Origin of the sequence: Okeania sp. SIO3B5 (assembly GCF_010692555.1) — a bacterium.
Lineage (GTDB): Bacteria > Cyanobacteriota > Cyanobacteriia > Cyanobacteriales > Microcoleaceae > Okeania.
The window spans coordinates 1-14169 of the sequence record NZ_JAAHHG010000247.1 but is presented as its reverse complement, the minus strand read 5'-3'; the positions used below and the strand labels follow the sequence as shown (position 1 = coordinate 14169).

The window sequence follows — 14169 nt, the reverse complement described above, 5'->3', positions numbered from 1 at the left end:
TTAAAATCAAGGTGACACTCTTGAGAAAACCTTCTGCCTCCTGCCTCCAGCTCCCGCTGCCTTCCTTCCACCAAAGTCTAATTATTCAACCGGACATGATATGACTCCTTCTTCGGTTGCTACATTTTGTCGTGCGGAATGTAGGATCAAAGATTTCAAGAAACCTCACTATGACTAATCACCCAACTCATTAAATTTTGCCACTCAGAAGTTTTAGCCAATTTATCAGCATCCAGATCGTCTCCTACATTCTCAGAAAATCCTGTAAAGCTGTCAATCCAATTAATTACTGTTCCCACAGGTAAAAAAGGAGAATATTTCCAAGACCTTTGTAAATATTCCACCATTTCAGAATAGAAACCTGTATAGTACAAATACCACGAACTCCAGACCAAAGTATTGTAACGCACCTGTTTTTCTAACAACTGAATCTCCAAAGGTAGAGACTCCGACGCAAAAAACTTATCCAAAACCCCATTAATAGACCGCGCCTGAGATACCCCATCTCGCATTGTATTCCGGTCATGCTGGCGATAACAAACAGTAGACTCTCGCAACCAGTCGGCCTCACAACCCTGCAAAGCCAAACGCAATACTAAATCGACATCCTCCGCTTGACCTAATCCCGCCTCAAAACTTCCCACCTGTTGCAACCAATCTCGCCGAAACATCAAAGTCCCCATTGTGCCTATTGGTTTCCATCGCAACCACCCCTCCAAATCTAATTTCGGCACATAATCCCAAGGTGTCTCATCTTTAATAGTTTCACCATCCTCATTCACTCTGCGCCACCCACTGTGAACAATTCCCAAATTCGGTTGTGCATCAAATACCCCCACCTGAGCAGTTAGTTTATCCGGTAGAAAAAAATCATCCGCATCCAGAAAAGCGATTAATTCTCCCCGCGCTAAGTCTATACCATGATTCCTAGCTGCTGAAACCCCTTGATTTTTTTGATATATATAACGGATAGCCTTAACATAAGGTTCCAAGACTAAAGGGGTATTGTCTGTGGAGCCATCATCAATGACAATTATTTCATAGGATTGATAGGTTTGGGATAAGATACTTTCGATGGCCTGGCGAATATAGCGATCGCCGTTGTAAACTGGTATAATTACGCTTACCCGTGGAGTTGTAGTAGTTGACATGAATTTATTTAGTGGTAGGTCTTAGGTGGTAGGTCTTAGGTCTTATATCATGTCCGGTTGAACAGTTATAAATAAACTACTCATAATTCAGAATTTAGAATTTAGAATTAAGGAGGGAAGAAAGAAGAAAAGAAAGAGAAAGTTTTTTTATCACTAATTATCCGGACATGATATTAGGTTTTAGGTTGTAGGTTTTAGGTGGAAATTCAAGAGGGAACACTAGATCTTGTAGAGACCTTCCATGGAAAGTTTCTATATTATTTGAGAATTACAGTAACTTCAAAAAATGGTAGTGGTGCATTGTAATGATATAGCAAGTGGGAGCATCTTGCTCCCGTTTTATTATTTTTATCGCGGTATAGACAGTGGGAGCATCTTGCTCCCGTTCTCAGTTTTCCTGATCTCCACCTGCCATTACTGGTGTTGATGATTTAAGGTATGATATCATGTCTGGAAGCTAATTTAGAGATAGAACTCTGTTAACGTGCGTTGTGCGCTAGCTAAACAAAAAACTTTCTCCTTCTATACCTATTTCTTTCTTACCTCCTGACTCCTGACTCCTGACTTCTGACTCCTGACTCTTAACTCCTAACTCCTACACGAGGTAGTCGATGCTTGAAACTACAAAGAATTTCCCAGGAGATAGTCCCTAAAGTATTTGCCCAGTCTTCAGCAGAAATTTGATACTTACCTTGCTCTCCCAATAAGGTTACCACTTCACCTGTTTCTAGATCGGGAATAGCACTCACATCCAACATCAATTGATCCATAGTAATAGCTCCCACTTGAGGAATCAATTTATCGCGCACAATAACTTTCATTTTATTAGAAAGGTTACGAGGTACACCATCAGCATAACCAATACCTACCACTGCTAAACGCATCCGCTTTTTAGCAATAAATTGATAACCATAACTAACACCAGTACCTGCCTCAATAGTTTTGACCTGTGTCACCCTAGCTTTAACTTGCATTGCAGGTTTTAAGTTAACTTTTTGATGTAAATGAGGTGCTGGATAGAGACCATAAATAGCTAAACCCACTCGTACCATATCGTAATGAAAAGTATTGTCAGTTAAAGTTGCTGCCGAGTTAGCAAAATGAAACTGTACATGATCAGAAAAACCTTCTCCATCCATACGACACGAACGTATTGCTTCTTCAAACCTTTGATGCTGCTTTATCATCACTGTTTGGTCAGGACTATCTGCAGTAGCTAAGTGAGAATAAATACTAGCAATTTTTAAATTTGGTAATCTCTGGACAAATTGTACAAATTCTACTGCCTCTTGCCAAGGCATTCCTAAGCGAGACATTCCTGTATCCAACATGAGATGCACTGGCATTGCTTTAGTGTAATGGGAAAGAGTCTCTGAAAAAACTAAAGCTTGCTGAGGCGTACAAATAGTTGGTTCAAGTTGCCAGTGAGCGATCGCTTGAATTTGCTCTGGTCGGTCTGTTGCCCCTAAAATTAAAATTGGTGCTTCAATGCCAGCTAACCTTAACTCTATTCCCTCTGGCACTGTTGCGACTGCCAACCAATCTGCACCTGCCTCTAAAATAGTTTGAGATACTTGACACGCTCCATGGCCATAAGCATCTGCTTTAACTACTCCCATTAATTTAGTTTTTGCTGATAGAATATTTTTAAGCTGTCGAACATTATAGGCCAATGCCCGGTCGTTAATTTCTACCCAAGCTCTTTGACAAATCCCTCCATAAGCATCACTTTCTATCGATCCCTGATTTAAGCTTTCTGTTATCAGAGTTTTAAAAGAAGGGTTTTCCCAACTCAACATTTTGACTAACTCCTCAATTGGTTAACTTTCCGGTCTAAAACTATTTGCTACCATAATTGTGATTATCAGGCTATACAACTACAGATCGGGAAGATTTTTTTTATAGGGAATAGGGAACAGGGAACAGGGAACAGGGAACAGTTAATATTAACAAGTAGTTCAAACAATCCAAAATCCAGAATACAAAATCCAAAATACAAAATTCTCAAATCATACCCAGAATCAGCAACGCCAAGTTTTTTATACCTTAAATTTGTTTGTCAAAAAATTGTTTAACTGTGACATACTCCCACACTAAGCTGGCGCTATAGTGTGGGCTTCTCGTTTCGTAGCCCTTCGGGCTTCACGAGCTTTAAGGACGGAATGCCCTACCGCCCTATTTTTTATATTTATCGCTGCATTCCAGTCGCGGTCTATTACAATACCGCAATGCGGGCAAGAATGAGTTCGTATGTTTAATTCTTTGGGGACTTTTTCACCACAATTTGAGCAATCTTGGCTGGTATTTTTGGGGTTTACTGCTATGGTTTTCTGTCCAGCATTTTCGGCTTTGACAGTTAAAATAGTTAGGAATCGTCCCCATCCAGCATCGTTAATTGATTTACTCAAACGAGTCTTTGCGAGCCCTTTAATGTTTAAGTTTTCGTGGGCAATAACATCCGCTTTTGATAACAATTCATTGGCGGTTTTAAAGTGGAAATTTTTACGTTTATCGGCTACTTTTTTATGTTGTTTGGCTACAGTTTTGACTGCTTTGAGACACCTTTTGCTACCTTTTTTCTTTCGAGATAAACGTTTTTGTAGGGTCTTTAATCGTTGCTGAGATTTTCGATAGTATTGAGGTATGGGTACAGATTCTCCTTCACTTGTTACTAAGAATTCCTTCAGTCCCATATCGATTCCCAGAGTATTTTTTAATGTAGGTTCAACTTTACAACTCGAAGCTGGAACTGATTTGTCTTCTAGGGATAAAGTCACATAATAACCATCAGCTTTGCGACTAATCGTCACTGTTTTAATTATAAACCCTTCTGGTATTGGACGATGCTGAATTAACTTTACCTTGCCTATTTTGGGGAAATTAATTTGATTTCGTTCAATGCAGGTTTGTTTGGTTTGAGGATAAGTAAAACTACGATAACGTCCTTTTCCTTTAAATCTTGGTTTCCCTAATTTATGTCCATTTTTATCTGCTTTCAACCATCTATCAAAGGCAAGTTTTACCCGTTTTATGCAATCCTGTAAAACCTGAGAATGAATCAGCTTATACTCAGGAAACTTGTCTTTGGTATTGACCAAATCTCGTTTTTGAGAGTAATAATTTGGATTATCTCTGAGTTGAGGAATTGGCATCACCAAGGGGCAGGCATTAACTGGACAACGGTTTTCTGACCACCACGAGAACCGCTCCCCTAACCTATAGTTGTACTGCCGACGCAACAATTCCAACCACATTTCTATTGTGGCTATTTGTTCTTTGTTGGGCCTTAATTTATATTGGTAGGCAGTGCGCATGGTGGAAAATTTCCAGGGTTATTGCAAAATAATAATACAAGTTTTTCAACTAGGGCGAAAGCTTCTGGTGGGATGGTTGCAAATTGAATGGGCATCGAATTGCTGCCGATTCATCCGTCAAATCTGCGTATTATGGCGTGAGGCTTCTCGGCTATTCAGCTAAACTTTTGTCCCAAGCAAAGATCGATTGTGTTAACCTATGAGAAAATATTATCTTTTCAGAAATATCAATGGCCAATGTTTTAGTGTTGAACGCTTCTTATGAACCGCTCAATATCACGAGTTGGCGACGAGCGATCGTCTTGTTGCTCAAAGGTAAAGCGGAGCAGATTGAGCATAACGGGGTATATATCCTGCCAGATATTCCCTTGCCTACAGTTATTCGACTGCGATACTATGTCCGAGTCCCTTATAAGGATATTCCTTTGACACGCCGAAACATTATGCACCGAGATGGTCATTCCTGTCAATACTGTAGTTATACAGGCGACGATTTAACCTTAGATCATGTAGTGCCGCGATCGCGTGGTGGTGGCGATACCTGGGAAAATCTTGTGACTGCTTGTGTTCGCTGCAATGTCCGTAAAGGTAGTCGCACTCCAAAGGAGGCTAATATGACTTTGCATTATCTTCCTCGAAAACCCTATAGTGGCCTTTACTTTGAATTGACTAAACACGTTAAAAGTGGTAGGAATCAAGAATGGCAAAAATATGTGATTGGTTTATAAAGCCCCTGTCTATCTGAAGGCAGGGGTTTTTTGTATGTAAAACAGTAATGCGAGGCAAAAGGCAAAAGGCAGAAGGCAGAGGGCAGAAGGCAGAAAAAAAATCTGGTTTTGTCTAATTCTTCAGCTCCTTCGACTGCGATTAGACATCTCCGATCATAAAAAATCAAATCAATTATCACACACAAATTATCAATGTTTTCCCTCTACTCTGTAGGGACGTTCCATGGAACGTCCCTACTGCCTACTCCCTCTTTTGGAGGAGATGTCTATTATTTTTTTGATTAAAATTGACTTTTTTTATATAAAGTGGTATAAGCAGTTTTGCAATAGCAGTTACACTAAAAGCTCATTATCTCTAACAAAAATTTGATTATATAGTTTGAATGCTAAACAGTTTATGAGTATAAATGTTTATTTCATCCGTCACGGTATAGCTGCAGATGCAGAAAATTATCCCACAGATGCAGAGCGTCCTTTGACAGAAACAGGCGATCGCAAAACTAACAAAATTGCTCAACAACTCAAAAAATTAGGTCTTCATTTCAATCTAATTCTCACTAGCCCTCTAGTTAGAGCATATCAAACTGCTAAAATTTTTCAAGAAAATAAATTAAGCTCTAAAGTAGAAGAATTTTTACCACTAGCCCCTGATGGTGAAATTAATATCTGGCTAAAATGGCTCAAAACATGGCAACCTCAAGAAAATAGAGAATTAGCCCTAGTAGGCCATCAACCAGACTTAGCAAATTGGGCAGAAATTTTAATCTGGGGAGAAGCTAGACAAGTATTGATACTAAAAAAAGCAGGAGTTATAGGTATTTCCTTGCCTGAAGTTGGTTCACCAGTAGGCAATAGTCAAATGTTTTGGTTGGCACCACCAAAATTTCTACTTAAGGAAGAAGGAAGAAGGAAGAAGTAAGAAGGAAGAAGGAATAAGGAAACTACTACGTTATCTGAGTTTTAAACTTTGGAACTGTCCGCACCTTTTACTTCGACTGCTATAATTTTTATTTGATGGTCATTTCGGCGATATATCGGGTATAAAGTGGCAATGTCTACCGCGTATAAGTCATATTTAACAATCTAAATATCACTGATTTATTATGGTTAATTAATGATAATTGATATCAAACACCAAAGAATTTACTGCTATAAAAATCAAAATATAGGTTAAAATAATTTGCTAATACTCCAGAATAAAATAGCAAAATAACATAATAAAATAGCCAATAATAGACGTAATTTTCATGTTAAATTAACTCATAAACTTTGTGAATGAATAGAAAATATTTTTGCTGAAATATTAACTTTAAATACTGCTCTATAAAGATTGTAAAAAAGCAATTTTTAGACTTGATAATAGTTACCGAATAATTAGTAATTAATAATTAAATAATTAAATAATTATGGTTTAAAGCCTCCCCTTTTAAGGGGAAAAAAAGAATAATATTTCCTTATATTCAATCCTCTCGGTTTTAACCAGAGGTAATTATCAATTATCAATTATCAATTATCAATTAATGAAATTTATTAATGAAATACTTTACTGATATTTGATGGAAAATTTGATTTGTTACCTAGTTAAAAATCTCAGAAGCAATCATCCCCCATTATCATCTCTGATTTATCTGATTTAACGGTGGAAGTATCAATAGCCAGAATTATTAATAAATTATTGTCAAAACCACAACACAACTAAGCTAGTTGATAATGTAAGTTCAGAATATTCTAACTAAGTAAAAGGTATAGTAATGTCTGTCGTCTGCATAGAATTTAAACCAGGTTTAGAAGGTGTTCCCGCTACCCAATCAAGTATCAGCTACGTCGATGGACAGCTAGGAGTACTGGAATATCGAGGCATTAATATTCAGGAACTGGCAAAAAAGAGTTCTTTTCTGGAAACAGCATATTTATTAATTTGGGGCTATCTTCCTAACAAAGAAGAATTAGAAAGCTTTGAGCATGACATTCGCTATCACAGAAGAATTAAGTACAGAATTCGGGACATGATGAAATGTTTCCCAGAAACTGGACATCCCATGGACGCTCTACAGACTTCAGCAGCAGCTTTAGGTTTATTTTATTCTCGCCGTGCTCTTGATAACCCAGAATATATTAGGTCTGCAGTGGTCAGGTTACTGGCCAAAATCCCAACTATGGTAGCTGCTTCCGAGTTAATGCGTAAAGGTAACGATGCTGTACAGCCAAAAGATGACCTGGACTATGCAGCCAACTTTTTATATATGCTGAATGAACGGGAACCCGATCCACTAGCAGCACAGGTATTTGATGTTTGTCTGACTCTCCATGCTGAACATACTATTAATGCTTCTACATTCTCAGCTATGGTAACTTCTTCTACTTTGACAGATCCTTATGCAGTTATCGCTTCGGCAGTGGGAACTTTGGCTGGCCCACTACATGGGGGTGCTAATGAAGACGTTATTACTATGTTGTCCGAAATTGGTTCTGTAGAAAATGTTAGGCCATATCTAGAAAAATGTTTGGAGACAAAGGCAAAAATTATGGGTTTTGGTCACAGAGTCTATAAAGTGAAAGACCCACGAGCTATTATTCTTCAGGAACTGGCAGAAAAGTTATTTGATAAGTTTGGCTATGACAAATATTATGAGATTGCTTTAGAGATGGAAAAGGCTGTAGAGGAAAAATTAGGCCACAAAGGGATTTACCCAAATGTGGATTTTTATTCTGGTTTGGTTTATCGAAAATTAGGAATCCCTAGTGATTTATTTACACCTATATTTGCTATTGCTCGTGTAGCTGGTTGGTTAGCTCACTGGAAAGAACAGTTAACAGCAAATCGGATTTTTCGTCCTACACAAATTTATACAGGAGAGCATAATACTTCTTATACTCCCATTCAAGAACGTTAGTATTTTAGAATTCAGAATTTAGAAATTGTTTTTCGGCTGTCGCGGAGATGAAATGCTATGGGACATGAAAAGTGTAACTCTTCTGGAAGAATATAGTATGACAGAACGAAAAAACGCATAGGTTTGTAGCATAGATTGTTCATCCTGGACAGTATCTCAATATCAGCTTCGGGAAGATGTCAAGGATGTGACTAAAAGTCATTATTAGTAGGAAACTATTAATGATTTTTTTTACCTATGAATATTTTTGCTTCTGTCTTTGTAATCAGCCTTCTCGTACTAGCAGTTGGATTGATCGCCCAGAAGATTTTGATTAAGAGGGAGATTAAATGGTCTTTCCCTAATATGAATAATCAAAATGTCAAAGACAACGAACTAGAATTAAGCAGTCCAACTCAAGAATTGTTGTATTCCAAAGTTCTGCTTTATACCAGTGCTGTTGGGATTATGGGGGGATTAGTTGCTACAGCTTACTACTTTGTTTTAGAACACTTTTTGGAGTTTGTCTGGGAAACAGGGAAGCACTACTTCACAGGAATTTTCCCGGATTGGTTCCCAGCATGGAACTACACTTGGATTGTATCAACAATTGGGGGACTTGGTGTTGGTTTGTGTCTCTATTTCTTTGGTCAACCAGGAGAAATGGCAAAGGTGATTGAGAAAATTCACGATCCTGGTCGTTTGGAACCAAGTCAAACGCCAGGAATGATTGCCACTTCTTTAGTATCAATTACTGCTGGTGGAAGTTTGGGACCTGAAGCACCTCTGGTACAAATTAATGGTAGTTTAGGAAGTTGGATTGCAGATAAACTGAATTTGAGTCTTAAGGAAACAAGAGTTCTGACCTTTTGTGGTATGGGTGCAGCATTAGCAGCATTCTTTGGCGATCCGGTTGGTGGCCCGTTATTTGCCCTGGAAATTCCCCATCGTCGCGGAATTCAGTATTATGAAGCAATTATTCCAGCAGTTGTTGCAGGGATTTTTAGTTTTGGTGTGTTTCGGTTTGGCACTGGGTTAGAAATTGGAGGTATCTATCACTTTGACTACTTTGATAGTATTCCTGCTTTGAGTTGGCTAAATCTTCTGGAAGCTGGAATTCTAGGAATAGTTGGTGGTTTAGCTGGAATTTTGTTTATTGGGATTTTTAGACTCACAGAGTTGGCCATCCAACCTATTGAAAATAGGCATATTTGGCGAGCAATTTTGGGAGGTTTGGGAATTGGTTGGTTGGCAGTTTTATATCCCCAAACTCTCTTCTTTAGTGAGCAACAAATTGAAACTCAATTAATTGAGCCAGCTACTACACTTACAGTTGTAACGTTACTCGGAATTTGTCTGGCTAAAATGATGGCCATTAGTTTCACCATTCATGGTGGATTTCGAGGGGGTTTTATCTTTCCCCTATTTTTCACGGGAGCAAGTTTAGGGTTGGCTATCAGTTTTTTAATTCCAGAAGTACATCCAACTATTTCGATGTTATGTTGCATGGCCGCCATTAATGTATCGATTACCAAAACTCCGATTAGCACCTCGATTATTTTGAGTGTTTTATCTGATACATCGATAATTCCGATTATAGCGATCGCTAGTTTTACCAGTTTTATATTGACTAGCAATATTGGTTTGTTAAGAACTCAACGCCCTAGAAAGCAAGAGGGAAGTTTAAGTATTGGCGTTGGTTAATGGTAACTGCCGTTGAGGTCAGCATTGATTAACAAGCCATTTTTTGAAAAAAAGAAACCTCTTTTATCAATTATCCATTATCCATGCTCCATAAAAATATCGAGTTTGGCTAATCTCAGAACCCTATCTTTCTGATAAAATCAACAAACAAAGTAATAATACTTATTTAATCCTACTCTAAATGAATTCAGGAATCGATCTACAAAGAACATTTATTCAAGCTCTCGTAGACTTGGGCTTATCCCCAGAAATAGCCAGAACTGTTTGGCTACCATTACCCATGTTATTGATGATTATCGCTGCTACTGTTAGTGTTCTAGTAACAGTGTGGCTAGAGCGAAAAATTTCCGCAGCAGCCCAACAAAGAATTGGCCCCGAATTCATCGGTCCTTTGGGAACTCTAGCACCTTTAGCTGATGGCTTGAAGCTAGTTTTCAAAGAAGACGTTGTTCCTTCTAAAGCAGACCCTCTATTGTTCACTCTAGGCCCTGTAATAGTAGCCATCCCAGTATTTTTGTCCTATCTAGTAGTTCCTTTCGGACAAAATTTAATCATTACAGACTTGGGGGTAGCAATATTTTTATGGATAGCCCTTTCCAGTATTCAGCCCATTGGCCTGCTGATGTCTGGCTATGCCTCCAACAATAAATATTCTCTACTAGGAGGTTTACGAGCAGCAGCACAATCTATTAGTTATGAAATACCTTTAGCTTTAGCTGTACTGGCAGTAGTGATGATGTCCAATAGCCTCAGTACAATTGATATTGTTGACCAACAATCAGGCTATGGCATTTTAGGATGGAATATTTGGAGACAACCAGCGGGTTTCCTCATTTTCTGGATATCAGCATTGGCAGAATGTGAAAGACTTCCCTTTGACCTTCCTGAAGCAGAAGAAGAATTAGTAGCGGGATATCAAACAGAATATACAGGGATGAAATTTGCCCTTTATTACCTAGCGTCTTACATTAATTTGGTTCTATCTGCTCTGTTTGTCGCAATTTTATATCTAGGTGGTTGGGAGTCCCCCGTACCAGTGGGACTTCTCAGTGACTGGTTAGGAGTAAGTGAGACAACTCCCTGGCTACAAATAATTACTGCTAGTTTGGGCATTATTATGACATTGCTCAAAGCTTATTTTCTAGTATTCATTGCTGTTTTATTACGCTGGACATTACCAAGGGTCAGGATTGACCAATTATTAGACTTGGGATGGAAGTTTCTCCTACCCGTCGCTTTGGTAAATCTACTGTTAACTGCAGCCCTAAAGTTAGCCTTTCCATTTGCTTTTGGAGGATAAATTAGAAGTCAGAAGTTAGAAGTCAGAAGTCAGAAGTTGGAAAATAGAATTAATTAGTCCCTGGTTTCTAGACATGGAGGTACTTATCCTGAATATCCTCTAATAAATTCAAGACCAGCAAATACTAATGTCTGTGAGGGGTTTTAAAGATATAATCCAATTCTGAATTATGTCTTTTCATCCTACTCCCTACTCTCTACTGCCTACTCTCAAGGAGATGTAGCAAGACTTTTGAGAAATGGTATAAATCCATAGCTGATTTTAGACTTTTAGATTAAACTATATCGAAAATCTAAAATTACTTTTTCCGCTAATTAGATTTCATAGGAGAAAACGCCATGCTCAAATTCCTCAATCAAGTAGGCGAATACGCTAAAGAAACTTTTCAAGCTGCTAAATATATTGGTCAGGGTTTATCTGTAACTTTTGACCACATGAGCCGTCGTCCTATTACTGTACAATACCCCTACGAAAAACTTATTCCTTCTGAAAGATTTCGAGGCAGAATTCACTTTGAATATGACAAGTGTATTGCCTGTGAAGTTTGTGTAAGGGTTTGTCCGATTAATTTACCTGTAGTTGATTGGGAATTCAATAAACAAAGCAAAAAGAAAAAGCTCAAACATTACAGTATTGATTTTGGTGTTTGTATTTTCTGCGGTAACTGTGTGGAATATTGTCCAACTAACTGTTTATCTATGACGGAAGAGTATGAATTAGCAGCTTATGACCGCCATGAGTTGAATTATGATAATGTTGCCCTGGGACGATTACCATATAAGGTGACAAATGACCCAATGGTAACTCCTATGCGAGAATTAGCTTACTTACCTAAAGGAGCTATAGACCCTCATACAGTTCCTCAAGATACACGTCGTGCTGGTCTTCGTCCGGAAGAAATTCTCGAACAAATGGAAGCTGAAAAACCAGTAGCAGAGACTACAGAAAAATAGGGCATTGCTGAATAATGGGATGATTGAGGCCGACACGGGGACACGGGGACACGGGGACACGGGGATTATAGTTGCTCCTTTCTGATGAAATCATCCCGCAATTATGCAATGCCAAAAATAGCTATTAGTTCTATTAGTTATTAGGTGTGAAATGGTTAACTTGATTTTTCTCCATCCACTAATAACTAATAGCTGATGAATCAAAATAAACAAATCTCTAAAGGAATAAAAAGTGGATTTAGCACAAGGAGTTCAATTTGTTTCATTTGCTTTGTTAAGCATAATGATGATTGCTGCTGCTTTGGGAGTAGTGTTATTTTCTAATATTGTCTACTCAGCGTTTTTGTTGGGTGGAGTATTTATGAGTATTTCTGGTTTATACCTTTTATTAAATGCTGATTTTGTGGCTACTGCCCAAGTTTTGATTTATGTTGGAGCTGTTAATGTCTTGATTTTATTTGCAATTATGCTTGTAAATAAACGAGAAGATTTTAAAGTTTTGCCTAATGCTTGGTTTAGAAAGGTAGCTACAGGTTTAGTTTGCGTTGGTTTATTTGCTCTACTCAGTACGATGGTATTATCTACTTCTTGGTCAATTCCTGGTGCTAGTATTGCTAATACAGAAAGTTCAATTGTTTTAATTGGTAGACACTTTTTTAGTGATTTTTTACTTCCTTTTGAACTTGCTTCTGTGTTTTTGTTAATGGCAATGGTGGGTGCTATTATTTTGGCTCGTCGTGATATTTTGCCTGATGAAGTACCGACTGATATCCCTCAAACACCTGTTTTAAGTTTGCCAGAACGTCCCCGTGAATTAGTGCCTGGTTCTAGCGAAATTTCTACTAATTAAATTCAAAGAGTTGATAAGTTTATGCAATTGCAACTGGAGTATTTTTTGTTATTAGCCGCAGCACTTTTCTGTATAGGTATTTATGGTTTAATTACCAGTCGCAATGCAGTTCGGGTGCTGATGTCTATTGAGTTACTGCTTAATGCTGTAAATCTAAATTTGATGGGTTTTTCTAATTTTTTAGACCCCCAAAATATTAAAGGTCAGGTATTTACTGTGTTTGTAATTACTGTTGCTGCTGCTGAAGCGGCTGTTGGTCTGGCGATAGTTCTTGCAATTTATCGTAACCGTGACACGGTAGATATGGAACAGTTTAATTTATTAAAGTGGTAATTGGAAGGTAAGCATTCACCTATTAGCATTTCCTACGGAATGCTCCGCAAACAGCGTTCAACTTTAGTTAATAATATTTGAATGCTTACTTTTTAATACTATAAAATGTTTGGTTTGAGCAGTTTTCAACATCTCTCTGTGCATCTGGATGTAAGTATTTATTGTCCGGAAAAAGTTTTTTTTAATACTATGTAAAGAAATATAATTTTATTTGCTGAAAAATATTAAGCTTCGTTACTAAAGCTGTAACATAAAATAATTTTCGTGCTACCGTTTGTAATCAGAAACAAGCTCAAATAATTTAGGGGAGGAAAAAACTTTGAATTCAGAAATTAAAAAATATCCATCTTGTTCTTTACATCAAGATGTTAGTGAATATGTAGCTGATTTACAATTTCACATGACTTTACACGCTCGTAATTTAGTTCCTTCTCTTAATCAAGCAAAAGATGGTCGCGAGGAAATGTTGCAGCAAACTCAAGCTCATTTTGAAAAGTTGATTTCTAGACAAACTCTTTAGTTATTTTTATATTTATTTTTATTTAAAAACCCAGTTTCAACTCACAAAAGAAATTGGGTTTTTTAGTTTGCTTGAAAACTTTAAGGACTCCACATTCTATATAACCCCTAACCGTATCTTTTACCGAAAAATTGTGGTTTAAAGCCTCCCCTTTTAAGGGGATAATAAAGAAAATTTTTCATTATTAGTCAATCCTCTTCTTTTCAAGGAGAGGTAATTATTCATTATTCATTATTCATTATTCATTGTTGAATTTACCGATCATTCTGACTTTTGACTTCTGATATCATGTCCGGTAGCATCGGAGCGTGCATAAAATTAAGTTGACACTCTTGAGAAAACCTTCTGCCTCCTGCCTTCCCCTCCTGGGAGGGGTTAGGGGTGGGTTGCCTCCTGCCTTCGGACAACCATTGTCTAATTATTAAACCGGACATGATATGACA

The 14169-nt window shown here is 37.7% G+C and carries 13 protein-coding genes; 9 read left to right on the top strand and 4 right to left on the bottom strand.

Annotation, left to right across the window (positions count from 1 at the left end; all coding sequences use genetic code 11):
* Positions 1–155: 155 nt before the first annotated feature.
* The 3 genes from F6K54_RS26230 to F6K54_RS26220 form a co-directional block, all read right to left on the bottom strand.
* A complete protein-coding gene (locus F6K54_RS26230; RefSeq protein WP_293084056.1) occupies positions 156–1151 on the bottom strand; it encodes a glycosyltransferase family A protein in 996 nt (331 codons plus the stop codon).
* Between the two features lie 581 nt (positions 1152–1732).
* Positions 1733–2950, bottom strand: coding sequence for an alanine racemase (gene alr / locus F6K54_RS26225; protein ID WP_293084053.1), 1218 nt, complete (start codon positions 2948–2950; stop codon positions 1733–1735).
* A gap of 294 nt (positions 2951–3244) precedes the next feature.
* Positions 3245–4465, bottom strand: coding sequence for a transposase (locus tag F6K54_RS26220; protein WP_293084050.1), 1221 nt, complete (start codon positions 4463–4465; stop codon positions 3245–3247).
* 230 nt (positions 4466–4695) lie between these two features.
* Here F6K54_RS26220 and F6K54_RS26215 point away from each other — a divergent pair, with 230 nt between their 5' ends.
* From F6K54_RS26215 to F6K54_RS26175, 9 genes are all read left to right on the top strand, one after another.
* Positions 4696–5193, top strand: a complete 498-nt coding sequence (locus F6K54_RS26215; protein ID WP_293084048.1) for an HNH endonuclease — start codon at positions 4696–4698, stop codon at positions 5191–5193.
* Positions 5194–5590: 397 nt separating this feature from the next.
* Complete coding sequence (gene sixA, locus F6K54_RS26210; RefSeq protein WP_293084045.1) at positions 5591–6112, top strand: phosphohistidine phosphatase SixA; 522 nt, start codon at positions 5591–5593, stop codon at positions 6110–6112.
* An 832-nt stretch (positions 6113–6944) separates the two neighbouring features.
* The gene (locus tag F6K54_RS26205; RefSeq protein ID WP_293084043.1) at positions 6945–8087 is read left to right on the top strand and encodes a citrate synthase; all 1143 of its coding nucleotides are present in this window, start codon (positions 6945–6947) and stop codon (positions 8085–8087) included.
* Positions 8088–8324: 237 nt separating this feature from the next.
* The gene (locus F6K54_RS26200) at positions 8325–9770 is read left to right on the top strand and encodes a chloride channel protein (protein ID WP_293084041.1); all 1446 of its coding nucleotides are present in this window, start codon (positions 8325–8327) and stop codon (positions 9768–9770) included.
* 181 nt (positions 9771–9951) lie between these two features.
* Positions 9952–11070: an NADH-quinone oxidoreductase subunit NuoH gene (gene nuoH / locus F6K54_RS26195; RefSeq protein WP_293084039.1), complete on the top strand. Its 1119-nt coding sequence runs from the start codon at positions 9952–9954 to the stop codon at positions 11068–11070.
* 338 nt (positions 11071–11408) lie between these two features.
* Complete coding sequence (ndhI, locus tag F6K54_RS26190) at positions 11409–12023, top strand: NAD(P)H-quinone oxidoreductase subunit I (RefSeq protein ID WP_293084036.1); 615 nt, start codon at positions 11409–11411, stop codon at positions 12021–12023.
* 232 nt (positions 12024–12255) lie between these two features.
* The gene (locus F6K54_RS26185; protein ID WP_293084033.1) at positions 12256–12873 is read left to right on the top strand and encodes an NADH-quinone oxidoreductase subunit J; all 618 of its coding nucleotides are present in this window, start codon (positions 12256–12258) and stop codon (positions 12871–12873) included.
* Positions 12874–12900: 27 nt separating this feature from the next.
* On the top strand, positions 12901–13206 hold the full coding sequence (gene nuoK / locus F6K54_RS26180; protein ID WP_192901159.1) for an NADH-quinone oxidoreductase subunit NuoK: 306 nt from the start codon (positions 12901–12903) through the stop codon (positions 13204–13206).
* 319 nt (positions 13207–13525) lie between these two features.
* Entirely contained in the window at positions 13526–13726 is a 201-nt protein-coding gene (locus tag F6K54_RS26175) for a hypothetical protein (protein WP_124146093.1), read from the top strand.
* Positions 13727–13980: 254 nt separating this feature from the next.
* Here the strand turns inward: F6K54_RS26175 and F6K54_RS26170 are convergent.
* The coding region (locus F6K54_RS26170; RefSeq protein ID WP_293084030.1) for a hypothetical protein at positions 13981–14169 on the bottom strand (189 nt) is incomplete at its 5' end.

Coding starts and splice junctions, on each gene's coding strand:
- F6K54_RS26205 (WP_293084043.1), top strand. CDS start 6,945: ATGTCTGTCGTCTGCATAGAATTTAAACCAGGTTTAGAAGGTGTTCCC.
- F6K54_RS26230 (WP_293084056.1), bottom strand. CDS start 1,151: ATGTCAACTACTACAACTCCACGGGTAAGCGTAATTATACCAGTTTAC.
- F6K54_RS26200 (WP_293084041.1), top strand. CDS start 8,325: ATGAATATTTTTGCTTCTGTCTTTGTAATCAGCCTTCTCGTACTAGCA.
- ndhI (WP_293084036.1), top strand. CDS start 11,409: ATGCTCAAATTCCTCAATCAAGTAGGCGAATACGCTAAAGAAACTTTT.
- F6K54_RS26215 (WP_293084048.1), top strand. CDS start 4,696: ATGGCCAATGTTTTAGTGTTGAACGCTTCTTATGAACCGCTCAATATC.
- alr (WP_293084053.1), bottom strand. CDS start 2,950: ATGTTGAGTTGGGAAAACCCTTCTTTTAAAACTCTGATAACAGAAAGC.
- nuoH (WP_293084039.1), top strand. CDS start 9,952: ATGAATTCAGGAATCGATCTACAAAGAACATTTATTCAAGCTCTCGTA.
- F6K54_RS26220 (WP_293084050.1), bottom strand. CDS start 4,465: ATGCGCACTGCCTACCAATATAAATTAAGGCCCAACAAAGAACAAATA.
- sixA (WP_293084045.1), top strand. CDS start 5,591: ATGAGTATAAATGTTTATTTCATCCGTCACGGTATAGCTGCAGATGCA.